The 23300-nt window shown below is 62.3% G+C and carries 23 protein-coding genes; 17 read left to right on the top strand and 6 right to left on the bottom strand.

What is annotated here, in order from left to right:
- Positions 1-1029, bottom strand: a complete 1029-nt coding sequence (gene flk, locus FOT55_RS22935; RefSeq protein ID WP_147824068.1) for a flagella biosynthesis regulator Flk — start codon at positions 1027-1029, stop codon at positions 1-3.
- A 205-nt stretch (positions 1030-1234) separates the two neighbouring features.
- Between flk and FOT55_RS22930 the strand changes: the two genes are divergently transcribed.
- The 4 genes from FOT55_RS22930 to FOT55_RS22915 are packed head-to-tail and all read left to right on the top strand — an operon-like array spanning position 1235 to position 4889.
- Complete coding sequence (locus FOT55_RS22930; RefSeq protein ID WP_033639760.1) at positions 1235-1597, top strand: hypothetical protein; 363 nt, start codon at positions 1235-1237, stop codon at positions 1595-1597.
- A 49-nt stretch (positions 1598-1646) separates the two neighbouring features.
- The gene (locus FOT55_RS22925; RefSeq protein ID WP_147824067.1) at positions 1647-3683 is read left to right on the top strand and encodes a protein-disulfide reductase DsbD family protein; all 2037 of its coding nucleotides are present in this window, start codon (positions 1647-1649) and stop codon (positions 3681-3683) included.
- Positions 3680-4396 (top strand): DsbA family protein, encoded by a 717-nt coding sequence (locus tag FOT55_RS22920; protein WP_025303706.1) that lies wholly within the window; start codon positions 3680-3682, stop codon positions 4394-4396. The genes FOT55_RS22925 and FOT55_RS22920 overlap by 4 nt, the downstream gene beginning before the upstream one ends.
- Positions 4389-4889: a protein disulfide oxidoreductase gene (locus FOT55_RS22915; protein WP_089196121.1), complete on the top strand. Its 501-nt coding sequence runs from the start codon at positions 4389-4391 to the stop codon at positions 4887-4889. Before FOT55_RS22920 ends, FOT55_RS22915 begins: the two co-directional genes overlap by 8 nt.
- Here the strand turns inward: FOT55_RS22915 and pdxR are convergent.
- Complete coding sequence (pdxR, locus tag FOT55_RS22910; protein ID WP_147824066.1) at positions 4886-6352, bottom strand: MocR-like pyridoxine biosynthesis transcription factor PdxR; 1467 nt, start codon at positions 6350-6352, stop codon at positions 4886-4888. The genes FOT55_RS22915 and pdxR overlap by 4 nt on opposite strands.
- A 172-nt stretch (positions 6353-6524) precedes the next feature.
- On the opposite strand from pdxR, the gene FOT55_RS22905 reads away from it, so the two are divergent.
- Together FOT55_RS22905 and FOT55_RS22900 are read left to right on the top strand one after the other, a co-directional pair.
- On the top strand, positions 6525-7520 hold the full coding sequence (locus FOT55_RS22905; protein WP_060433735.1) for a DMT family transporter: 996 nt from the start codon (positions 6525-6527) through the stop codon (positions 7518-7520).
- A 156-nt stretch (positions 7521-7676) separates the two neighbouring features.
- Positions 7677-8306: a CatB-related O-acetyltransferase gene (locus FOT55_RS22900; RefSeq protein ID WP_141998586.1), complete on the top strand. Its 630-nt coding sequence runs from the start codon at positions 7677-7679 to the stop codon at positions 8304-8306.
- A 34-nt stretch (positions 8307-8340) separates the two neighbouring features.
- On the opposite strand, the gene FOT55_RS22895 is transcribed toward FOT55_RS22900, so the two are convergent.
- The 3 genes from FOT55_RS22895 to FOT55_RS22885 are packed head-to-tail and all read right to left on the bottom strand — an operon-like array spanning position 8341 to position 11297.
- Positions 8341-9858, bottom strand: coding sequence for a tripartite tricarboxylate transporter permease (locus FOT55_RS22895; RefSeq protein ID WP_016926872.1), 1518 nt, complete (start codon positions 9856-9858; stop codon positions 8341-8343).
- An 11-nt stretch (positions 9859-9869) separates the two neighbouring features.
- On the bottom strand, positions 9870-10301 hold the full coding sequence (locus FOT55_RS22890) for a tripartite tricarboxylate transporter TctB family protein (protein ID WP_025303701.1): 432 nt from the start codon (positions 10299-10301) through the stop codon (positions 9870-9872).
- 15 nt (positions 10302-10316) lie between these two features.
- Complete coding sequence (locus tag FOT55_RS22885) at positions 10317-11297, bottom strand: Bug family tripartite tricarboxylate transporter substrate binding protein (protein ID WP_025303700.1); 981 nt, start codon at positions 11295-11297, stop codon at positions 10317-10319.
- A 275-nt stretch (positions 11298-11572) separates the two neighbouring features.
- On the opposite strand from FOT55_RS22885, the gene FOT55_RS22880 reads away from it, so the two are divergent.
- From FOT55_RS22880 to FOT55_RS22870, 3 genes are all read left to right on the top strand, one after another.
- Positions 11573-11902 carry a hypothetical protein gene (locus FOT55_RS22880; protein WP_060433730.1) on the top strand — a complete coding sequence of 110 codons (330 nt, stop codon included), beginning with the start codon at positions 11573-11575 and terminating at the stop codon, positions 11900-11902.
- A gap of 167 nt (positions 11903-12069) precedes the next feature.
- Positions 12070-12744 (top strand): transcriptional regulator TctD, encoded by a 675-nt coding sequence (gene tctD / locus FOT55_RS22875; protein ID WP_025303698.1) that lies wholly within the window; start codon positions 12070-12072, stop codon positions 12742-12744.
- Positions 12731-14149: a sensor histidine kinase gene (locus tag FOT55_RS22870; RefSeq protein WP_147824065.1), complete on the top strand. Its 1419-nt coding sequence runs from the start codon at positions 12731-12733 to the stop codon at positions 14147-14149. The genes tctD and FOT55_RS22870 overlap by 14 nt, the downstream gene beginning before the upstream one ends.
- Here the strand turns inward: FOT55_RS22870 and FOT55_RS22865 are convergent.
- The gene (locus tag FOT55_RS22865; RefSeq protein WP_049207333.1) at positions 14146-15066 is read right to left on the bottom strand and encodes a DMT family transporter; all 921 of its coding nucleotides are present in this window, start codon (positions 15064-15066) and stop codon (positions 14146-14148) included. The genes FOT55_RS22870 and FOT55_RS22865 overlap by 4 nt on opposite strands.
- 117 nt (positions 15067-15183) lie before the next feature.
- Between FOT55_RS22865 and FOT55_RS22860 the strand changes: the two genes are divergently transcribed.
- From FOT55_RS22860 to dedD, 8 genes are all read left to right on the top strand, one after another.
- Positions 15184-15957: an AraC family transcriptional regulator gene (locus FOT55_RS22860; RefSeq protein WP_025303695.1), complete on the top strand. Its 774-nt coding sequence runs from the start codon at positions 15184-15186 to the stop codon at positions 15955-15957.
- Positions 15958-16010: 53 nt separating this feature from the next.
- On the top strand, positions 16011-17132 hold the full coding sequence (gene pdxB / locus FOT55_RS22855) for a 4-phosphoerythronate dehydrogenase PdxB (protein ID WP_060433728.1): 1122 nt from the start codon (positions 16011-16013) through the stop codon (positions 17130-17132).
- A gap of 110 nt (positions 17133-17242) precedes the next feature.
- A complete protein-coding gene (locus FOT55_RS22850) occupies positions 17243-18253 on the top strand; it encodes an aspartate-semialdehyde dehydrogenase (RefSeq protein ID WP_025303693.1) in 1011 nt (336 codons plus the stop codon).
- The gene (gene truA / locus FOT55_RS22845; RefSeq protein ID WP_025303692.1) at positions 18253-19074 is read left to right on the top strand and encodes a tRNA pseudouridine(38-40) synthase TruA; all 822 of its coding nucleotides are present in this window, start codon (positions 18253-18255) and stop codon (positions 19072-19074) included. The genes FOT55_RS22850 and truA overlap by 1 nt, the downstream gene beginning before the upstream one ends.
- 78 nt (positions 19075-19152) lie before the next feature.
- Positions 19153-19815: a DedA family protein gene (locus tag FOT55_RS22840; protein ID WP_004936130.1), complete on the top strand. Its 663-nt coding sequence runs from the start codon at positions 19153-19155 to the stop codon at positions 19813-19815.
- A 232-nt stretch (positions 19816-20047) separates the two neighbouring features.
- Positions 20048-20956 (top strand): acetyl-CoA carboxylase, carboxyltransferase subunit beta, encoded by a 909-nt coding sequence (gene accD / locus FOT55_RS22835; protein ID WP_025303691.1) that lies wholly within the window; start codon positions 20048-20050, stop codon positions 20954-20956.
- A 191-nt stretch (positions 20957-21147) separates the two neighbouring features.
- On the top strand, positions 21148-22413 hold the full coding sequence (gene folC / locus FOT55_RS22830; RefSeq protein WP_043140120.1) for a bifunctional tetrahydrofolate synthase/dihydrofolate synthase: 1266 nt from the start codon (positions 21148-21150) through the stop codon (positions 22411-22413).
- A complete protein-coding gene (gene dedD / locus FOT55_RS22825) occupies positions 22414-23151 on the top strand; it encodes a cell division protein DedD (protein WP_049203693.1) in 738 nt (245 codons plus the stop codon).
- Positions 23152-23300: the final 149 nt, after the last annotated feature.

Genomic DNA, 23300 nt, shown 5'->3' with positions numbered 1-23300 from the left:
TTAAAACACCAGCGCCAGCACCACGGCCAACGCCAACAGCAGCAGGATCAGCGCCACGGCGGGCTTACTCAGCGCTTTTTGCAGCGGCAGAGGCAGGGCGGCGATCAGCGGGTTGAGCAGCGGCTGCGGTTCGATAGGGGGGCTGGCGATCGGCTGTGCCTGGCCGGCTTTCTCCAGACGGCGGGCAAACAGCTGATGAATGGCGTCGCTCATTTGCGGATGCGTCAGCGGCGCGTTGGCGCCGCAGTTGAAGCGCGTCTGGCAATAGCCGTTCATCTGCTGCAGTTCTTGCTCATCCGCCGGCTGTTTGAGCGCCGCCAGCAGGTTGTTCAGCGTTGGCGCGTTCTGCGGGCTGAGCGCCACCTTCACCTGTAAAAACTGGTTCAGCAGCTGGAAGTGGCGCGCCGGCAGCGGATCGTTGGTTTTCACGCCCGCCAGATCGAACAGCGTTTGCCAAATTTTAGCCGGCGCTTCACCGGTCGCGGCGCTGAGTTTGGTGACCTGCTGCTGCAGGCTTTGATGCTCTGCGGGCAGCAGCGGGCGATCGCTGGTGGCGGTTTGCTGCGGTTGGGGAATGGTCAGGCCGCCGGTCTGCAACAGATTCAGCACCTGCTGCAGCTGTGGTGGGCTTAACTGGCTCAACACCGTATGGCCGAACCGTTGACGAATAAAGTCACTGACCGCCTGGCGGTTGTTGCCCAGGGGCAGTAATTCGGCCAGCTGTTGCAGCAGTTGGCGCCCGGCATGGTTTTGCTGCGCCTGCGTCAGGCGCGTTTGCAGCAGCTGTTCCGCCGGTTGAAAATGGCGCGCCAGCAGTTCGCCGCCTTTGTCGGCGCCGAGATCGTGACGCAGAGACGCCCAGATCTCCGCCGATTTTACCGGGCTGAGCGTCATGATTTTCACGATCAGTTTTTCCAGCGTTGTGCGCTGCGCCGGAGAGAGGGGTTGATCGTCAGTGGCCGCCGTTTTGCCCGGGGAAGGGGGGCGCTCGCCGGCGATTGGGGTGCCCGGCCCACTCAAAGGTTGCATATCACCAGTCCTTCGCTGTGTATCCCCGCAGTGTGCCTGGAGGAGAGAATCGTCATCGTACCCGGCGAAAAGCGCAGGCTTACCCTCTATGATACCTGTAATTCGCCGCCATCAATACCGCCGCTCAGACATTTCTTTACCGACAAAACGTTGCTAATCGCGTCTGCGCCGCTAAGATAACCCCAGATCTGAACATGAGGATGGCATGGTTAAACGGCAGCGGATTGCAAAATGGTTTTTATGCCTGGCTTGCCTGGTGGTGCTGACGTGCATGACCCAGCGCATGGCGGGCCTGCATGCGCTGCAGCAAACGCTGGGGATCCCGGCCGCTACCGCCGTTCAGTCCAGTGATGCCGCCGCCGAAGCGCAGCCGACGCCCTGTGAACTGAGCGCCAAATCATTGCTGGCCGCGCCGCCGGTAATGTTCGAAACCGTGCTGTTCGGGCTGGGTCTGCTGCTGGCTCTGTTGGCGCCGACCATTGCCGCGCGTCTGCGCATTCCTCCTCCTCGCGCCATTTCTCCGCCCACCCTCAGGGTGCACCTTCGATTATGCGTCTTCCGTGAATGAGTTAATCGCCCGTTTTTCGCGGTGAATTAATCATTTATGGAGAATTAACATGTTGAAAATTATCAGGCTGGCCTGCGCTTGCCTGTTTATGCTGTGGCTGCCCGCCTTGCAGGCGGCGGACAGCGGCTGGCTGCAAAATCCGGCCAACGATCATGCCAAGGTGCGGCTGCGCGCCGACACGTCACAGCCGGGAGAGACCCGTCTGCTGCTGTCGGTCGAGCTGCAAAAAGGCTGGAAAACCTACTGGCGCTCTCCAGGCGAAGGCGGCATCGCGCCGGCTATCGTCTGGCAGGGCAACCCGCCGCCCGCAACCTGGCACTGGCCGACGCCGCAGCGTTTCGAGGTGGCCGGCATTTCCACCCAGGGCTATCACGATCGGGTCACGCTGCCGATCGTGATGCCAGGCCAGGTGTCCGGCCCGCTGGCGGGCACCCTGACGCTGTCCACTTGCAGCAATGTCTGCATTCTGACCGACTACCCGTTCAGCCTGGATCTGACTACGCCGAACGATCCGCTGTTTAACCACGATTTCGCGCAGGCGATGGGGCAGGTGCCGATCGCCGCTGGGTTGGCGGAAAGCGTCAAGGCCGGTTACCGCAGCGGCGAGCTGCAGATTTCCGCCGAACGTGCCGCCGGTTGGCAGCAACCCGCGCTGTTCTTCGATACGCTAGCGGATGCCGATCTCGGCAAGCCGCAGGTCGAGACCGACGGTGCTCAGCTGTTGGCGCGAGTGCCGGTCAGCGACGGTTGGGGCGATGCGGCGCCGGATCTGCGCGGCAAAACGCTGACGTTGGTGATTGACGACGGCGGCATGGCGCAGCAGATTACGCTGCCGATTGGCGATCCGCTGGCCGCGCCTGCCGGTGCGGCGTTCCCGTTATGGCAAGCGGTATTGATGGCGCTGGCGGGTGGGTTAATCCTCAACCTGATGCCGTGCGTGCTGCCAGTGCTGGGCATCAAGCTCGGTTCTATCCTGCAGGTGGAGCATCGCGATCGGCGCAGCGTTCGTTTGCAGTTCCTGGCGTCGTCGCTGGGTATCGTCGCCTCGTTTATGGCGTTGGCCTTGCTGATGACGCTGCTGAGACTCGGCAACCACGCGCTTGGCTGGGGCATTCAGTTCCAGAATCCGTGGTTTATCGGCTTTATGGTGCTGGTGACGCTGCTGTTCAGCGCCAACCTGTTTGGCCTGTTCCATCTGCGCCTCTCATCCGATCTGAATACCTCACTGGCCACCCATAACGGGCACGGTCTGAGCGGCCATTTCTGGCAGGGCGCGTTCGCTACGCTACTGGCGACGCCGTGCTCGGCGCCGTTTCTCGGCACGGCGGTGGCCTTCGCGCTGGCGGCGTCGCTGCCGGTGCTGTGGGGCATGTTCATCGCACTCGGCATCGGCATGAGCCTGCCGTGGCTGCTGATCGCCGCCTGGCCTTCGCTGGCGCTGCGCTTGCCGCGCCCCGGCCGCTGGATGAATACCGTCAAGCTGGCGATGGGGTTGTTGATGCTGGCGTCGTCGCTGTGGCTGCTGAGCCTGCTGAGCAATCATATCGGCGTGCAGGCCACGCTGTGGCTGGGGGCGCTGGCGCTGCTGGCGTTGCTGCTGGCAGTATGGCGTCAGCAGGGAGCACGGTTAGCGGCCAAGCTGGCGGCGGGCACGTTGGTGCTGGCTGGCGTGGCCTTGTTGGCCGGCTCGCTGACCGCCGGCCTGTGGCGCCAACCGTTGCAGGATCGGGTGCAGTGGCAACCGCTGAGCGAACAGGCGATTGCCGAGGCGCTGGCCCAGCATAAGCGGGTGTTCGTCGACGTGACCGCCGACTGGTGCGTGACCTGTAAAGCCAACAAATTCAATGTGCTGCTGCGCGATGACGTACAGCGCGCGCTGAGCGCCGACGATGTGGTCGCGCTGCGCGGCGACTGGAGCCGCCCGTCGGCCGACATCAGCGCCTTCCTGCAAAAGCGCGGCAGCGTCGCCGTGCCTTTCAACCAAATCTATGGCCCCGGCAGCCCGGACGGCGAGGTGTTATCCCCGCTGTTGACCCGTGACGCCGTGCTGCAAACGCTCTCCCATGCCAAAGGAACCGAACAATGAAAAAGCTACTGATTTTACTGATGATCATCGCCGCCCCGGCGTGGGCCGCCGAGCCTTTCACCCCGGCGCAAGAGGCGCGCATTAAAGAGATGATCCGCGAAACGCTGGTGTCCAACCCGGACATTCTGGCGCAGGCGGTGGACGCCTGGCAGCAGCAGACCGCAGGCCAGCAAATCAGCCAGGCTATCAAGCAGAATGCCAAAACGCTGTATCAGGATCCGGCCAGCCCGCGCCTGGGCGCCGCCAACGCCAAACTGACGCTGGTGACCTTTACCGACTATAACTGCCCGTACTGCAAGCGGTTTGATCCGATGCTGGAGAAGATCGTCAAGCAATACCCGGATGTGGCGCTGGTGGTGAAGCTATTGCCGTTCAAGGGCGAAAGCTCGGTCAGCTCGGCGCGCGTGGCGCTCACCACCTGGCAGCAGCATCCGGATCAATTCTGGGCTTTGCACCAGCGGCTGATGGCGAAAAAGGGCTTCCACGACAAGGCCAGCATCGCCGCCGCGCAGGAGAAAACCGGCGTCAAGGCGGTGGCTCCGAGCGAACAAAGCATGACCACGCTGCGCACCAATATGGAATTGGCGGAACAATTGGGCGTACAAGGGACGCCGGCGACGCTGATCGGCGATCAAATGCTGCCGGGGGCGGTGTCCTATGAAGAGCTGGAAACGATGGTGAAGCAGCAGCTGGCGAAGGCCAACCATGGCTAAGCTCAAGCGCTGGGGGCGCGAGTTGCTGCTGCTGGCGCTGATCGTACTGGCGGTGGTCACGGTAATGGATTGGCTGAACGCGCCGCAGGCGCCGCCGGCCTTCGATGCCCAGACGCTGACCACGTTGGACGGTGATCGCGTATCGTTGGCGCAGCTCAGCCATGAACGGCCGCTGCTGGTTTACTTCTGGGCCAGTTGGTGCGGCGTCTGCCGTTTCACTACGCCGGACGTCGCCCGTTTGCAGGCGACGGGCGGCAACGTGCTGACCGTCGCGCTGCGCTCGGGCGACGATACCCAGGTGAAACAGTGGCTGGCACGCAAACGGCTGGCGCTGCCGGTGGTCAACGATCCGGCTGGTACGCTCTCGGCGCAGTGGCAGATTGGTGTGACGCCGACCTTCGTGGTGATCTCGCAGGGCAAAGTGGTGCAGAGTACCACCGGCTGGACCAGTTACTGGGGGATGAAGCTGCGGCTGTGGTGGGCCGCCGTCTAACCGGCGTTTTTCTCTGTTATCACTTCCTCAATCGCCCGGCCCAGCCGGGCGATACCTTCTTCAATCTGCGGCGGCGAGTTGGCGGCGAAGTTTAGCCGCAGACTGTGCGCGCCCAGCTGTTCCTGGGCATAAAAGCATTCGCCGCGCGCGAAAGTGACGCCGTGTCGCCAGGCCACCGGCATCAGTTCGGTGGTGGTTACCGTCGCGGGCAGCGTCAGCCAGATAAACAAGCCGCCTTGTGGCGTTTCGAAACGGCACCCCGGCGGCAACCGCCGTTGCAACGCGTCGATCATCACTTCCAGATGGCGGCGGTAGACGCGCCCGGCGCGCCGCAGCTGCTTGTCGTAACGGCCGACGGTGACGAACGCGTCCAGCGCGCGCTGGATCAGACTGGAGCTGGTGAAGCTGTCGACGTGTTTCAGCCTGGCGAAACGCTGATAGTGTTCGCTGTCCGCCACCAGATAGCCGATGCGCATGCTGGGCAGCAGCATCTTGGAGAAGGTGCTGACGTAGATCACCGCGCCCGGCTGCGCCAGCGCGCGCAGCGACGGCAGCTGCTTGCCCTGGTAACGCAGATCGCCGACGAAATCGTCCTCCAGGATCACCACGCCGGCCTGTTGGGCGATCGCCAGTAGGCGTCGCCGACGCACCTCGCTCAGGCAGCGGCCGGTCGGGTTGTGGAAATTGGGGATGGTGTAGATCAGTTTAGGGCGGTGGCGTTCCAGCAACTCGGGCAATCGTTCGACCAGCATGCCGTGGCGATCGCCGGGCACGGTGACGATATTGATGCGGTGCTGGCGCAGCAGGCCCAGCGCTTCGGCGTAGGTCGGTTCTTCGACGATCACCGTATCGCCCGGCGCCAGCAGGCTTTGCACCACCAGGCTGATGGCATGCTGCGAGCCGTTGGTGATCAGCACCTGTTCCGCCTGCGTGGGGATGCCCTGCGCGCTGAGAATGCGGCTCAGCGTATCGCGCAGCGGGTAGTAGCCGCAGTATTCCCCGTAGCTGAAGGCCTCTTCCGCATGGCGGCTGAGCACCGACAGCAGCACTTTGCGAAACGCCTCCAGCGGAAACACCTTAGGGCTGCCGACGCCGGCGGCGAAGTTGATCAGCCCCTCGGGCAGCGGGGCGTCGGCGTAGCCGTCCAGCCGCGAGGTGAGGGTGGTGAAGCTCTCCAGCGGGAAGGGGGCATCGCTGCTCGGCCGGGCTGGGCGCGTTTGCGCCTGCGGGTGCGCAACATAGGCGCCGCTGCCGCGCCGCTGATGCAAAAAGCCCTTGGCCGCCAGCTCGGCGTAGGCGTTATCCACCGTTAAACGGCTGACCGCCAGCTCGGCCGCCAGCGTGCGCGTCGAGGGCAGCTTGTCGCCATCGACGAACACGCCGGTGAGGATGGCGCGCCGCAGCGCTTCTTCGATCTGTAAATAGAGCGGAACGTCCTGCTCGCGATCTAACGGAATGTGCATGCGAAATTGGCCCGGTTAGGGAGAGAGCTTTTTACTATAACCCATGTCAACGGGGCTTCAAGCGCAGAAAAGTGGCCTGCATGACAACGCCGTAAAGTGGCTATAGTGAGAAAAAATGGCCGAGTTACACTCTGTGCCTGAGTATTTATGTCGCCATTTCTCCGAGGATCTCATGTCATTACCGTCAGGCGTTTCCGCCCGGCCTTTGCTGCCCGGCGCGCGTCTCTTTCAGGGCAGCCGCCAGGGTTACGTCATCGCCATTATCAGCGCCATGCTGCTGGCCTTTACCGCCATCATCATTCGCGCGCTGACCGAGTACTATCACCTGCCGACTTTCGTGCTGGCGTTCTGGCGCGCGGCGCTGGTGGCGCTGGTGCTGTTGCCGCTGCTGTTGGTGGTGAAACCGCAGTGGGCGCGCCTGCGCCGTGAACAGGTATTGTTCTACGCGCTTTACGGGCTGCTGCTGGCGCTGTTCAACAGCCTGTGGACGCTGTCGGTGGCGCTGAACGGCGCATCGGTGGCGACCATTCTGACCTACTGCTCGGTGGGCTTTACCGTGTTCCTCGGTTGGGTGATGTACAGCGAACGCCTGACGCTGCGCCAACTGCTGGTGATCGCCATCAGCCTGGGCGGTTGTTTCCTGGTCAGCAACGGCGACAGCATGGGCAACCAGCACTTCGACTTGTTGGGGCTGCTGGTGGGGATGCTGTCGGGCATCGGCTATACCCTGTATACCCTCGGCGGGCGGGTGGCCAGCGAACGGGGCTATCCGGTGTGGAACACCATCCTGTACGTGTTCGGTTTTTCGGCACTGTATCAGCTGGTGTTCAACGCGGCGCTGACGGCGTTCCCGCTGGCGGCGTTCCACGGCATGGCCGGCTCTCTGTGGTTCCTGTCGCACGGCACGCAGGGCATTCAGTGGAGCGGCTGGCTGTTGCTGCTGGCGCTGGCCGCCGGGCCGACGCTGTTGGGCTTCGGGTTGTATAACATCAGCCTGAAAACGCTGCCGCTGGCCGTAGCCAACCTGATCCTGTCGTTGGAGCTGGTTTTCACCGCGGCGATCGCCTATTTCCTGCTGGGGGAAAACATGAATCAGCTGCAGCTGCTGGGCAGCGCGCTGGTGATGGGCGGGGTGCTGCTGTTGAAAAGCAAGACCGCCGAGGCGTGATCGGCTACCATTACGCCTCGCAAGAGAGGCGGTAATGATGAATAACCCGAGATTGAAACGAGCGCTTATCGCTTGAATGGCCGTGTTGAGTGAACGACAACACGGCCACAGACATTCCGTTCCGTGGCTTTTATTCCCGTAACAAGAGAATACGCCATGTCCGAAAAACATTGGTCCAAAACCGAGCTGCTGCATCAGACGGTGACCAACCCGAATATCATCGTCAAAGGCACCCACAGCTACTACAGCGACTGTTGGGATAACGGCTTCGAACGCTCGGTAGTGCGCTATCTGCACGGCGACGCGGTCAGCCGGCAATGGCAGCCGCTGGGTGACATAGATCGCTTGCTGATCGGCGATTATGTGTGCATCGCGGCCGAAGCGGTGATCCTGATGGGGGGCAATCACACCCACCGTATCGACTGGTTGAGCCTGTACCCCTTTATGGAAACCATCAAACGGGCGTACCGCCCCAAAGGCGACACCCGGCTGGGGGACGGTTGCTGGATTGGCATGCGGGCGATGTTGATGCCAGGGGTATCGATAGGCGAAGGGGCGATCGTCGCCGCCGGCAGCGTGGTGGTCGGCGATGTTGAGCCTTATGCCATCGTCGGCGGTAACCCGGCGAGGTTTATCCGTTGGCGATTCGCGCCGGAAGTTATCGCGCGGTTGCTTGCGTTACGCCTCTATGACTTGTCCGAGGCGGACTTTGCGGTGATTCAACCTCTGCTCGCCGATGACGATATCGATGCGTTGGAAAGGGGAATTGCGGCCTTGCGCCGTTAACCATAACGGGCGGGGGAGCCCCGCCCGTTTCGCATTACTCGGCCTTGGCCTCGGCCGCCGGTTGGCGGCGTTTACGCATCAGGCGCAGCAGCGGCGGCAGCGCCAGTACCGCGACCGCCAGCACCAGCAGCGTTTGCGCGATGCTGCTGCTCCACAGGATGCCGAATTCGCCGTTGCTGATCGACAGCGCGCGGCGCAGGTTCTGCTCCAGCATCTCACCCAGAACAAAGCCCAGAATCAGCGGCGACATCGGGAAGTGCATTTTGCGCAGGATGTAGCCGAACACGCCCAACCCCACCATCAACAGCAGGTCGAAGGTGGTGCTGTGCACCGCATAAACCCCCACCGCGGAAACTGCGGCGATCGCCGGCACCAGGAACCACAGCGGAATGGTCAGCATGCGGGTGAACAGGCCGACCAGCGGCAGGTTCATGATCAGCAGAATGACGTTAGCGATCAGCAGTGCGGCGATCAGCCCCCAGACGATATCCGGCTGTTCGGTGAACATCGCCGGGCCGGGGGTGATGTTGTACAGCGTCAGCGCGCCCATCATCACCGCCGTGGTGCCGGAACCCGGCACCCCCAGCGTCAGCATCGGAATGAATGAGCCGCAGGCCGAGGCGTTGTTGGCCGCTTCCGGCGCCGCTACGCCGCGGATGTCGCCCTTGCCGAAGGTGTCGCTGTTACCGCTGATTTTCTTCTCGGTCATGTAGGTCAACGCGCTGGCGATGGTGGCGCCGGCGCCCGGCAGAATGCCGACGAAGAAACCGATCACCGACGAGCGCAGGGTCGGGCCGGCGCACTGCGCCGCCTCTTTGCGGTTGAACAGCAACCGGCCGGTTTTACGCACCAGCTTTTGCCCGGCGCTGGTGCTTTCCAGCATCAGCAGGATTTCGCTGACCGAGAACAGGCCGATCACCACCACGATAAACTGCACGCCGTCGGAGAGGTGCACGCTGTCAAAGGTAAAGCGGTAAACGCCGGTGTTGGCGTCGACGCCCACCGTCGCCAGCCCCAGGCCGATCAGCGCCGCCAGCAGCGATTTCAGCGGGTTCTGGCTCATCATGCTGCCGAGGCAGGCGATGGCGAACACCATCAGGGCGAAATACTCCGCCGGGCCGAAGGCCAGCGACCAGCGGGCCAGCAGCGGCGCGAACAGGATGATGCCGCCGATGGCGATCATCGATCCGACGAACGAGCTGACCGCCGAGATGGACAGCGCCACGCCGGCGCGCCCCTGCTGCGCCATCGGGTAGCCGTCCAGCGCGGTCATGATCGCCGCCGCATCGCCCGGCACGTTGAGCAGAATCGACGAGATGCGTCCGCCGTACTCGCAGCCGATATACACCGTCGCCAGCAGGATCAGCGCCGATTCGGCCGGCAGCTTGAGGGCAAACGCCAGCGGCAGCAGGATCGCTACGCCGTTGATCGGCCCGAGGCCCGGCAGCAGGCCGACGATGGTGCCGACGAAGCAGCCGATCAGGGCGATAATCAGGTTCTGCGGCACCAGCGCCACTTCGAACCCTTGGGTCAAATACATCCAGGTATCCATCATCGCTCCCGTTAGCTCAGCCAGATGCCGAGCGGCAGTGTGACATCGAGAAGTTGGTCAAAGGCGTAGTACAGCGCTGCGCCCATGACGACGCCGGAGAGGGCCGCCGCCGGCAGGCTGGCCTGAAACAACAGGCCGATGCTGAACGTCAGCAGCGCGGTCGCCAGCGGAAAGCCCAGCCATTCAAAGCCCCAGGCATACAGCACCAGGGTGATCACCAGCACCAGCAGCCGCTGCAGCACCTTGTGGTGCGGCCAGTCCACCGCCTGTGGGCGGCGCAGCAGCAACAGGGCCGCGCACAGCGCCATCAGGCTGAGGATCGCCAGCGGGAAAGGGCGCGGCCCCAGCGGTTCATAGCTGTATTCGCTTTGAATGCCCCAGCCGATGAACAGCCCGCCGATACACAGCAGCAGCCAAAAGCCGGCAAAAATACGATCGCTCATGGTTTTCCCCTGCGGTTATTTGGCCAGGCCGAACACTTTCGCCTGCTCACGGTATTGGGCAACCTGATTCTTCACGTAGGCGTCCAGCTCTTTGCCGGTCATGTTGAATTCGAACAGGCCGCGCAGATCGCGTTGCTGCTTGAATTCATCGGTCGCCATCATTTTCTGGAAGGTGTCGATCCACCACTGATACTCTTCATCGCTGACTTTCGGCCCGACGTAGAAGCCGCGAATGATCGGCCACACCAGGCTGTACCCCTGTTCTTTGGCGGTTGGAATGTCGGCCAACTGGCCAGGCAAACGTTGTTCGGCATACACCGCCAGCACGCGGATTTTGTCGCCCTGCAGGTAAGGCACCATCTCGCTCAGATCACCGGAAACCGCCTGAATATGATTGCCCAACAGCGCGGTGACCGGCTCGCCGCCGCCTTCGAACGCCACGTAGCGCATCTTGCGCGGATCCACGCCGACTTCGCGCGCCAGCAGCGCAGTTTTCATCCAGTCCTGGCTGCCGATGGAGGCGCCGGCGCCGAACACCACGCTGTTGGGATCTTTTTGGAAGGCGTCCATCAGGTCTTTCAGGGTCTTGTAAGGCGAGTCGGCGCGCACCGCGATCATGCCGTAGTCGGTTCCGACCGCCGCCAGCCATTTCACGTCGTCCACGTTGTAGCGGCCGAACTTGCCCTGGGCCAGATTGAGCAGCGAGCCGCCGGAGAAGGCCACCACGGTGCCGAACTCCGCCGGTCGCTGCGCGACGATGGCGTTGTAGGCCACCGCGCCGACGCCGCCGGGCATATAGGTGACGCGCATCGGTTTATCGATCGCCTTGGTGTCCTGCAACGACACCTGAATCAGCTTGCAGGTCAGATCGAAACCGCCGCCGGGCTTGGCCGGCGCAATACATTCGGTGCGTTTGGGCGCTTCCACGGCAAAGGCCTGAGAGGCTGCCAGCAACAGTGCGGCGGCGGTAAAGGTACGGGTCATTATTTTTTTCATTGTGGCTTGCCCTCGGTATTGTTCTGGTTGTGAATCCCGCAGAGCGCGGTTGCAGGATTGTTAAAACAACAACCTTTCATTTACCTTTCAGTGGCCGGAAAAGTTTCCAGTCTGTGATTAGGGTCTCTTGTCGCCAGTGAATCACGGGTGCGCTACCATAGAAATGCGGGCAGGAACAGGGCGCAAAACCGGCCAAAATCCTGCGTAATATCAGGTTTGCCGTTCTGCTTTCGCGATAAAATCATGATCAGTGAAATGAATAGAGACGCAGTGATATGTTTTCGTTAGGGAAATTATTTGGTGGTAGGGACAGCGCCAAAGTATGCGCGATTAAACGGTTGCCTGAGGTCTATGCGGAGATGGTCGGTGAAACCGGGCAGTGCCGTTTGAAGCGACTGCGTGCCGACGTTGGCGTGTTTGAACTGCATTTCGTCAACGCCGACGGTGAAAAGTATGCCTGCCAGATGACCGCCTGCGTGACCGGCATCGATCTGGTATTTGCCGCCAACAACCGCTCCGTGCTGGTTTCTTCGCCGTTTACCGCCGACAAGCTGCGCCCGGTACTGGACATTGCCGTGGCCGATAGCCCCATTCCGCTGATCTGACATCGTCCTGCGATCGCGCTCTATACGCATAATTGTGTGCCAGCTCCCAAAACTGGCGGCGCGGCGCTCTTTTATCCCCTTATTTTCCATGCCATTCTCTGTTATCGACCTGTTAACAAGCGCGATATTGGCGCCAGGTTGTTCAGATAAATCAATGGAATGGGAACATGCGACTGTTATTGGTTGAAGATCACCCCGAGCTGTCTCACTGGTTGCAAAAGGCGCTGACCGGCGCCGGCTTTGCCGTCGACGTCGCCCCGGACGGCGTGGCAGCGGATCACCTGCTGCTCAACGAACGCTATGCGCTCGCGGTGCTGGATGTGGCGCTGCCGCGTATGAACGGTCTGGATTTGCTGGCGCGCCTGCGCAAGCGCGGGCAGGATCTGCCGGTGCTGCTGCTGACGGCGCGCACCGACGTGGCCGACCGGGTAAAAGGCCTGAATCTGGGGGCGGACGATTACCTCACCAAGCCGTTCGAACTGGACGAGCTGGAAGCGCGTATTCGGGCGCTGCTGCGCCGCAGCGTCGGCGCCCCGCAGCCGGCGTTGCAGTACGGCGCGTTGACCTATCACGACGAAGGCTATTTTCTGCTGGAGAGCAAACCGCTGGCGCTGACGCCGCGCGAGCTGGCGGTGTTGACCGCGTTGATGCACCGGCGCGGCCGCCCGGTGGCCAAGCAACAGCTGTTCGAGCAGGTATTTACGTTGTCCGACGAGGCCAATCCGGAGAGCATCGAGCTTTACGTACACCGCCTGCGGAAAAAGCTGCAGGGCAGCGACGTGGCGATCGTCACGCTGCGTGGCCTGGGTTACAGCCTGGAGCTGTGCGATGCGGTGGTTTAACGCGCCGCGTTCGCTGTTCTATCAACTGCTATTGTTTTTTGGCCTGCCGCTGCTGGCGTTGGGCGGCATCTCTATCTACACCCACTATTTCAGCGCCATGAGCGCCGCCACCCTGGCTTACGATCGCACGCTGCTGGCGTCGGCGCGCACCGTAGCGGAGCGACTGGTGGTGCGCGAAGGCAAGCTGGCGGTTGATGTGCCCTATGTGGTGCTCGACAGCTTCGAGCGCAACATGAACGATCAGCTGTATTACGAGGTGATCTCGCCGCAGGGGAAAAGCATCTCGGGCTATGACGATTTGCCGCCTTTGCCGCCCCATATCCCGCGTTCCACGCTCTACCCGGCGCTGGTGCATTTTTACGATGCGGAATACCTCGGCAGGCCGATCCGCGTGGCGGCGCTGTTTCAACCGGTCAACGAGTCGGGCGTGAGCGGCATGGCGACCATTCTGGTGGCGGAAACCCTGGAGTCGCGCCGTTACCTGGCGCGGCAGATGATGATCGCGGCGCTGCTGAGCCAGGGCACGGTGGTGGCGTTAACCCTGATCCTGGCGTTCGCATTGCTCAAGCGGGTGTTGAAGCCGATGCGTAAGCTCTCCGGTATCATGCTGCGGCGCGATCCGGGCGAGCTAACGCCCTTGCCGCGGGTATTGCCATGGTCGGAGATGCAGCCGCTGCTGGTGGCGTTTAATCGTTACATCGAACGGCTGCGGCTGATGGTGGCACGTCAGGAGCGCTTCAGCGCCGACGCTTCGCACCAACTGCGCACGCCGCTGGCGGTGTTGAAGACTCAGGTAGGGGTAGCGCTGGCCAGTGACCGGCCGCAGCAGTGGCGCGAAAGCCTGCAGGCGATGAGCGCGACGCTGGATAATACCGTGTCGCTGACCGACCGCCTGCTGCATCTTTCACGCCTGAAGGCCAGCGAGCACCAGGCCGATCGTAAGTTGCAACCGGTCAACCTGGCGCAGGTGCTGCGCGACGCCTGCTTTTCCCGCTTGCCGCAGGCGCGCAGTAAACAGATCGATCTCGGGTTCGAAGGCGAGGCGGCGTGTCAAGTGGCGGGGGAGCCGCTGCTGTTGGCCGAGCTGTGCGCCAACCTGCTGGACAACGCGCTGAAATATACACCGCGTCAGGGCATGGTGACCGCTCGCCTCACGCAGGATAAGGCGGCAGGGGAAGGCGTGCTGGAGATAGAAGACAGCGGCCCCGGCATCGCCTTGCAGGACAAGGCGCTGGCGCTGCAGCCGTTTCACCGGCTGGACAACGTGGGCGATCAGCCGGGCGCCGGATTGGGACTGGCGTTGGTGAAAGACATCACCGCGTATCACGGCACCCGCCCGGAGCTGTTGAGCTCTGCCGCGCTGGGCGGCCTGTTGGTGCGGGTGCGTTTCAGGCTGCTGCCTTAAGCCTGTTCTTTGCAGGACTCTGCGTTGGCCGCCGGGGCTTTGGCTTTACGCGTCAGCGGCGTGCGCAGCCGCTGCGACAGGATAACGCCCAGCAGGGTAATGCCGCCGCCGATCAGGTGGTAACCGTGCAACTGCTCATGCAGGAACAGCACGGCGATAGCGGCGGTAAACACCGGTGCCAGGTTCATGAAGATCGAGGCGGTGTTGGCGCCCAGGCGCATCACGCCCTGGATCCACAGGAACGGGGCGATGATCGAAGCCGGAATGCCGGCGAACAGCACCAGCGGCAGGTTATGGCCGTTCAAGCCGACATCCTCCGCCATCAGGAAATTAGGCAGTAACAACAGCACGCCGAACAGGATCTGCACGTACAACGATTGCCAGTTCGGCAGCGCGATGGCCCAGCGTTTGGTCAACACGCCATACAGCGCGTACGAGGCGGTGGCGAGCAGCATCATCAATTCCCCTTTGCCGATACCGTGCTGCAACAGCACGCCGGGCTGACCGCCGCTGACCAGCCAGATCAGGCCGCAGAAGGAGAGTATGCTGCCGAGCAGAACGCCGACGGTTGGCGCAATGCGCAGTAGAACGATGCTGATCAGGATGGTCAGCAGCGGGATCAGCGACACGATGATGCCCATAAACAGCGCGCTGACGCTGTGCGCGGCGTAATAGGCCAGGCTTTGGTACAGCACCATGCCCAGCAGGCCGAGGATCATCAGCTTCCACCAGTTGGCGCGCACCTGCGCCCAGTTGCGCAGCACGCCCGGCAGCACGAACGGCGTGAGGGCAATCAGCGCCAGCAGCCAGCGGTAGAGCGAGATGGCCGCCGGATCGATGGCGGTGGCGGAGAGTTTGCTGACGACGGCATTAATCGACCAAATCAGCACGGCCAACAGCGGGAAGAGCATATTCATGATAATTATTCTCAATAACGTCCAACATGCTGGCTAGTCTACGCGTGTCCGGTTTATCATATATAGCGATATCCAGACAAAAATCGGCGTAAACAAGACAAATCACGGGACGAAACCATGCCAGAAATCCGCCATTTCCCCGAGTCGTTGATCCCGGCGCCCAACCCGGTGCAGTTCCGCTGCGAGGAGTTCAACGCGCGCACCGAATTCCAGCCGCACAGCCACACCTGGGGTCAGTTGATGTGGGTTAAAGCCGGGGTGATGGTGCTGCGCATCGGCGGGCAGCGCTTTCTGGCGCCGCCGGAGTTCGTGCTGTGGGCGCCGGCTGGCATCGAACACTCCTGCTATAACCAGCGGCTGGCGCAGTGCCGCATGGTGGACATCACGCCGGCGCTGTGCACCGGCATGCCGGCCGACCCCTGTCTGGTGAGCGTAACGCCGATATTCCGCGCCATCGCCGAGGATTTCTATGCGCGCAAGCAGTACATTCCGCAGGCGGAGGCGGATTTGCGTCTCTGCCAGGTGCTGATCGATCAGCTGCGCCTGTCGCCGCGCCAGCAAACCTATCTGCCGTCGTCGGACGACAAGTTCTTGGCGCCGGTGCTGGAAGCGTTGGAGCATTGTCCGGCGGACAACACCTCGCTGGCGGCGTGGGCGGCTCGGGTCTACACCACCGAGCGCACGCTGTCGCGCCGCTGCCAACAGGATCTGGGCATGTCGTTCAGCGAATGGCGCCAGCGCCTGCGGTTCCTGCATGCCGTCTCCCTGCTCGAGCAGGGCAAGACCGTGCAGGACGTGGCGTTAGACGTCGGCTACAGCTCCGCGTCGGCCTTTATCGTCATGTTCCAGCAGATCGCCGGCACTACCCCTGAGCGCTTTCGCCGTGCCTGATTCAGTGGCACACTATTTCGCAGACAAATAGCCGTAAACCGTCGGAGAACGCAGTGAAAATTCTGGTTGATGAAAATATGCCGTACGCGGCCGAGCTGTTCAGCCGCCTGGGCGAGGTGCAGGCGGTGCCGGGCCGCCCGATCCCGCGTGAGGCGCTGGCGGATGCCGATGCGCTGATGGTGCGTTCGGTCACCAAGGTCAATGAAGCGTTGCTGGCCGGCAGCCGCATTGGCTTTGTCGGTACCGCCACCGCCGGCACCGATCACGTCGATGACGCCTGGCTGCAACGGCAGGGCATTGGCTTTTCCGCCGCGCCGGGCTGCAACGCCATTGCGGTGGTCGAGTATGTGTTCTCTGCCTTGATGCTGCTGGCCGAACGCGATGGCTTCCATCTGCGGGATAAAACCGTCGGCATCATCGGCGTGGGCAACGTCGGTTCCCGCCTGGACGCGCGCCTCAAAGCGCTGGGCGTGCGCACGCTGCTGTGCGATCCGCCGCGTGCCGATCGCGGCGACGCCGGGGAATTCTGGCCGTTGGAGAAGCTGGTGGCCGAGGCCGATGTGCTGACCTTCCATACGCCGTTGAATAAATCCGGCCCATACCATTCGCTGCATCTGGCGGACGCCGACCTGTTGGCGGCGCTGCCGGACAACCGCATTCTGATCAACGCCTGCCGCGGGCCGGTGGTGGATAACGCCGCGTTGTTGCAGGTGCTGGAAAAGGGCAAAAAGCTGAGCACGGTGCTGGACGTGTGGGAACCGGAGCCGGATCTCTCCTTGCCGCTGCTGGCGCGGGTGGATATCGGCACTGCGCACATCGCCGGGTATACGCTGGAAGGCAAGGCGCGCGGCACCACTCAGGTGTTCGAAGCGTTCAGCCACCATCTGGGGCAGCCGCAGCAGGTGGCGTTGGCCTCGCTGCTGCCGGTGCCGGAGTTCAGCCAGATCCGCCTCAACGGGCCGCTGGATGAAGCGCGGTTAAAACGATTGATGCACTTGGTGTATGATGTGCGCCGCGATGATGCGCCGCTGCGCAAAGTCGCTGGGCAACCGGGCGAATTCGATCGCCTGCGCAAGCACTACCAGGAACGCCGCGAGTGGTCTTCGCTGGCCGTGCAATGCGATGACAGCGCCAGCGCCGAGCTGCTCGGCAAGCTGGGCTTTAGCCTGGCGTAGCGCGTAAGGTTGTCTTAAGCCAACGCCGCTACAGTGAGCGGTAAAGATTATCGGGCGGTGATTGCACTGCCCGTCTGCTTTTATGAATGAAATACTCTGGAGAAAACCCGATGTCTGACGGCTGGAATATCGCGCTGCTCGGCGCCACTGGCGCGGTAGGTGAAGCGTTGCTGGAATTGTTGCAGGAACGCCAGTTCCCGGTGGGTGAGCTCTATCCTCTGGCAAGCGAACGCAGTGCGGGCGCCAATGTGCGCTTCAACGGCAAGTCTCTTCTGGTGCAGAACGCCGAAGAGTTCGACTGGTCGCAGGCCCAACTGGCCTTCTTCGTCGCCGGCAGCGACGCTTCCGCTCGCTATGCCGAAGAGGCCGGCAACATGGGCTGCCTGGTGATCGACACCAGCGGTCTGTTCGCCATGGAGCCGGATGTGCCGCTGGTGGTACCGGGTGTTAACCCGCAGGTGCTGGCTGATTACCGCAACCGCAATATCGTCGCGGTGGCCGACAGCATGGTCAGCCAACTGCTGACGGCGATCAAACCGCTGACCGAACAGGCGGGGCTCTCGCGTCTGCACGTTACCACGCTGATGTCGGTATCCTCGCGCGGCAAGGCCGCGGTGGACGATCTGGCCGGCCAGAGCGCGCGCCTGCTGAACGGCATTCCTGCCGAGGAAGGCGTCTTCGCTAAACAGCTGGCGTTTAACCTGCTGCCGCTCGTTGCCGACGAGCAGGGCAGCGTGCGCGAAGAGCGTCTGATCGTCGATCAGGTGCGCAAGGTGCTGCAGGACGAAGGGTTGCCGATTTCGGTGAGCTGCGTTCAGTCGCCGGTGTTTTACGGCCATGCGCAGGTGGTGCACCTGGAAGCGCTGCGCCCGCTGTCCGCCGAAGAGGCGCGCAGCGAGCTCGAAGAAGTCGAGGACATTCAGCTGAGCGAAGAGGACGATTACCCGACTCAGGTAACCGAAGCCTCCGGCAGCGATGCGCTCAGCATCGGTTGCCTGCGTAACGATTACGGCATTCCCGAGCTGCTGCAGTTCTGGACGGTGGCGGACAACGTGCGCTTCGGCGGCGCGTTAATGGCGATCGAAACCGCCGAGCGTCTGGTGCAGGAGCAGATGTACTGATGTCAGAGGTGGTCTCGCCCGCTCAGCCGACGCTGAAGGTAGCGCTGGGCATCGAATATGACGGCAGCCGGTACTACGGCTGGCAGCGGCAGCAAGAAGTGGCCAGCGTGCAGGAGCGCCTTGAGCAGGCGTTGAGCAAGGTGGCGGATGCGCCGATCAACGTGCTGTGCGCCGGGCGCACCGACGCCGGGGTGCACGCCACCGGGCAGGTGGTGCATTTCGAAACCACCGCGCGTCGCAAGGACGCCGCCTGGACGATGGGCGTGAACACCCATTTGCCGCCGGACATCGCGGTGCGCTGGGTGAGCCCCGTCGCCGACGATTTTCACGCGCGTTTCAGCGCTACCGCGCGCCGTTACCGCTATATTATTTTCAACCATCGCTACCGGCCGGCGGTGTTGCAACAGGGGGTGACGCACTTTTATCACCCGCTGGATGCCGATCGCATGCACCGGGCGGCGCAGGCGCTGCTGGGCGAGAATGACTTCACCTCGTTCCGCGCGGTGCAGTGTCAGTCGCGCACCCCGTGGCGCTGCGTAAAACACGTTAAGGTTACGCGCTACGGCGAATATATTGTGGTAGATATCAAGGCGAATGCCTTTGTGCATCACATGGTTCGCAATATCGTCGGCAGCCTGATGGAGATCGGCTGCGGCAATCAGGATGAGAACTGGATGGCCGAGTTGCTGGCGCTGAAGGATCGCAATCTGGCGGCGGCGACGGCGCGAGCCGAGGGGCTGTATCTGGTTGCCGTGGACTATCCCGATCATTTTGGTCTACCGCGGCCGCCGATGGGGCCGCTGTTTTTGCCCGACGATTAAACGCCGGCACGCCTGAAAGCGTCGCTCCCTTGTGCTTCTGCCGGGTGATTGAAACACCCGGTATCAATGAGAGAATTTATGGACATCATCAAGTTTATTATTGATTTCATTTTGCATATTGATGTGCACCTGGCCGAGCTGGTCGCACAATACGGCATGTGGGTCTACGCTATTCTGTTCCTGATCTTGTTTTGCGAAACCGGCCTGGTGGTGACGCCGTTCCTGCCGGGGGATTCTTTGCTGTTTGTCGCCGGCGCGCTGGCGGCGTTGCCGACCAACGATCTCAACGTGCACACCATGGTGGCGTTGATGGCCGTAGCGGCGATCATTGGCGATGCGGTGAACTACACTATCGGGCGGTTGTTCGGCGAGAAGCTGTTCAGCAACCCGAACTCGAAAATTTTCCGCCGTAGCTACCTGGACAAGACGCATCAGTTCTATGAGAAGCACGGTGGGAAAACGATTATTCTGGCGCGATTCGTGCCGATCGTGCGTACTTTTGCGCCGTTCGTCGCCGGCATGGGGCATATGTCCTATCGCCACTTCGCCGCCTACAACGTGATTGGTGCACTGGTTTGGGTGCTGCTCTTCACTTATGCTGGCTACCTGTTCGGCGATCTGCCGGTGGTGCAGGAGAACCTGAAACTGTTGATCGTCGGGATCATCATCGTTTCGATTCTGCCGGGCGTGATTGAAATTTGGCGTCACAAGCGCGCGGCCGCCCGCCAGCAAAAACAGTAAAAACATCGCTTAACCTGTCGGTTCGACCAGTTTTTTGTCCACAGCGCCGGGCCGATATGGTTTAATGAGCGACATTATGGTCTGTTCCTGCGAACAACCCTGAAGCCGATGCCTCAGTCGCCGCGCTTGCCGCGCCGCGAACGGGCATTTTTTCATTGGGGTGTTTTCAGGGGGATTGTTAAAGCATGAACAGCGGACTGGCGTGTGCCAGGTTCAAACAGAAAGGTCATCGATGAGCTGGATTGAACGAATTCTTAACAAGAGCAATATCACACAAACCCGTAAGGCGAGCATTCCTGAAGGGGTCTGGACCAAATGCGACAGCTGCGGCCAGGTTCTCTACCGCGCCGAGCTGGAGCGTAATCTGGAAGTGTGTCCGAAGTGCGACCACCACATGCGTATGGGCGCGCGCGCGCGTCTGCATACCCTGCTGGATGAAGGCAGTGAAGTGGAGCTGGGCAGCGATCTGGAGCCGAAGGACGTTCTGAAATTCAAGGATTCCAAGCGCTATAAAGATCGTCTGGTCGCCGCACAGAAAGCGACCGGCGAGAAAGATGCGCTGGTGGTGATGAAGGGCACGCTGTACGGTATGCCGATCGTCGCCGCATCCTTCGAATTCGCTTTCATCGGCGGCTCAATGTCTTCCGTGGTCGGCGCGCGTTTCGTGCGTGCGGTTGAGCAGGCGCTGGAGGACAACTGTCCACTAGTGTGCTTCTCCGCCAGCGGCGGCGCGCGCATGCAGGAAGCGCTGATGTCGCTGATGCAGATGGCGAAAACCAGCGCGGCGTTGGCTAAGATGCAGGAGCGCGGCTTGCCGTACATCTCCGTGCTGACCGACCCGACCATGGGCGGCGTCTCCGCCAGCCTGGCGATGCTGGGCGACATCAATATCGCCGAGCCGAAAGCGCTGATCGGCTTTGCCGGCCCGCGCGTCATCGAGCAGACCGTGCGCGAGAAACTGCCGCCTGGCTTCCAGCGCAGCGAGTTCCTGATCGAAAAAGGCGCGATCGACATGATTGTTCGCCGTCCGGAGATGCGCCAAACGTTGGCGAGCATTCTGTCCAAGCTGACCAACCAACCGCAGCCGCATTTCGATGAGGCCGCGCCGGTCATTGAGCCGGAGCCGCAGGCCGACGCCTGAGGCAAAGACAGATCCCGCCCGGGTTCAGCCGCCACTTTGTGGCTAAGTGACGGCTGATGCCCGTTCCCTGCTGGCCGTGGCCTATCGCGCCATGGTTTGCGGGTTGGCGGCGGTTACGAAGCGCATCGCCTTTACCGCGGTGAGGGTGGTGCCCTGATGGATTAATGAACCCAAGTTCAGTGACGGGACTCATGCAAAACCACCAAATTCCCCAAGCCACGTCGCCATTGAGCTCGTGGCTTTACTATCTGGAACGTCTGCACAGCCAGGCGATCGAACTCGGTCTTGAGCGCGTACAGCGCGTCGCGGCGCATCTGGATTTACTGACCCCCGCTCCTACGGTGTTCACCGTTGCCGGCACCAACGGCAAAGGCACGACCTGTCGTACCCTCGAAGCCATTCTGCTGGCCGCCGGCCTGCGCGTCGGCGTCTACAGTTCGCCGCATCTGGTGCGCTATACCGAACGCGTGCGCATTCAGGGGGAAGAGCTGAGCGAAGCAGAGCATAGCCGCTCGTTCGCCGCCATTGAAGCCGGCCGCGGCGAAACGTCGCTGACCTATTTCGAATTCGGCACCCTGTCGGCGCTGCAGCTGTTCAAACAGGCGCGGCTCGACGTGGTGATCCTGGAAGTGGGCCTGGGCGGGCGTCTCGACGCCACCAATATCGTCGATCCGAGCGTGGCGGTGATCACCAGCATTGCGCTCGATCATACCGACTGGCTGGGCAACGATCGCGAAAGCATCGGTCGTGAAAAGGCCGGTATTTTCCGCAGCGGCAAGCCGGCGGTGGTGGGCGAACCCGACATGCCGGATAGCATTCGCCAGGTCGCCGAAACGCTGGGCGCACCGCTGTATCGCCGCGGTGAAGCCTGGAGCTTCAGCGAGCAGGGCGATCGCTGGCAGTGGCAGGGCGGTGACACGCAGCTGACCGATCTGCCGACGCCGAACGTACCGCTGGCCAACGCCGCTACCGCGCTGGCGGCGCTGAACTGTTCCCCGCTGGAAATCGACGAACGCGCGATCTTCACCGGGCTGCAGCAGGCGACGCTGCCGGGGCGTTTCCAGATCGTGCGGCGGGAGCCGATGCTGATCCTCGACGTGGCACACAACCCGCACGCCGCCGGCTATCTGGCCGGGCGTCTGGCCAAGCTGCCGCGCGACGGCGGCAAGGTGCGCGCGGTGGTGGGCATGCTGTCCGACAAGGACATCGCCGGCACGCTGGCCTGCCTCAGCGAGCAGGTGGATGAATGGTACTGCGCACCGCTCGACGGGCCGCGCGGTGCCAGCGTCGAACAGCTGGCGCAGCATCTGACGGAACCGCGCCGCTTTAATGATGTCGAAACTGCCTGGCGGCAGGCTATGCAGGATGCTGATAAACAGGATATTGTGATCGTCTGTGGATCGTTCCACACCGTGGCGCAGGTGATGGCGGCGTTAGACGAGATGCGGGGAGTGTGAGTGGCGAGTAAATTTCAGAACCGACTGGTTGGAACCGTGATTCTGGTGGCGCTGGGGGTAATCATCCTGCCAGGGTTGCTGGACGGCAAAAAGAAGCATTACGAGGATGAGTTCGCGGCCATTCCATTGGTGCCGAAGGCGGGCGACGTCGAAGAGAACGACGTGCTGCCGCCGGTGACGCAGCCGTTGCCGGCGCAGCCGCCGGAAGGGGCGGGCGCGCTGGTCGAGCAGCAGGCGGCCAACGAAGCGGCGGCGCAACAGGCGGTGCGGCAGAGCGCTCAGCAACCGACGCAGGTGGCGCCGCCGCCGGTCGAGACGCGTCCTCAGCCGGTGCAGCAGCCTAAGCCGAAGCCGGTGGAAACCAAACCGGTGGAAGTGAAACCAAAACCGGTACCGCAGCCGAAGCCGGTGGAGGTGAAACCGGTGCCGAAGCCGGAACCGACGCCGAAACCAGAACCGACGCCGCAGCCAAAACCGGCGGAAGAAAAAGCGCCGTCCGGGCAAGCCTATGTCGTGCAGCTCGGGGCGCTGAAGAACGCCGCCAAGGCGAACGAGATTGTCGCTTCGCTGCGTCTCTCGGGCTATCGCGCCTTTACCGTGCCGTCAACGCCGGTGCAAGGTCAGATCACCCGCATCTACGTTGGCCCGGACGCTTCCAAGCAGAAGCTGCAGGCGGCGCTGCCGTCGCTGAACTCGATCAGCGGGCTGAGCGGGCAGGTGAAGCCGTACGGCCGTTAAACCCCGCGGGGGCGCAGCAGGATGCGCCCCTGAATTCAGGAGTAGTGGAGAGAAAGCGAGAGAAACCGCGCCTTTTACAGGCGAAATCACCTATGTAGGCGCGGCGATTGGGAATTTTTTAATCGCCGCTTTTTATTTGTAACGTGGTA

The organism is Serratia bockelmannii, assembly GCF_008011855.1.
Lineage (GTDB): Bacteria > Pseudomonadota > Gammaproteobacteria > Enterobacterales > Enterobacteriaceae > Serratia > Serratia bockelmannii.
This window is presented reverse-complemented; position numbering and strand designations above follow the sequence as displayed.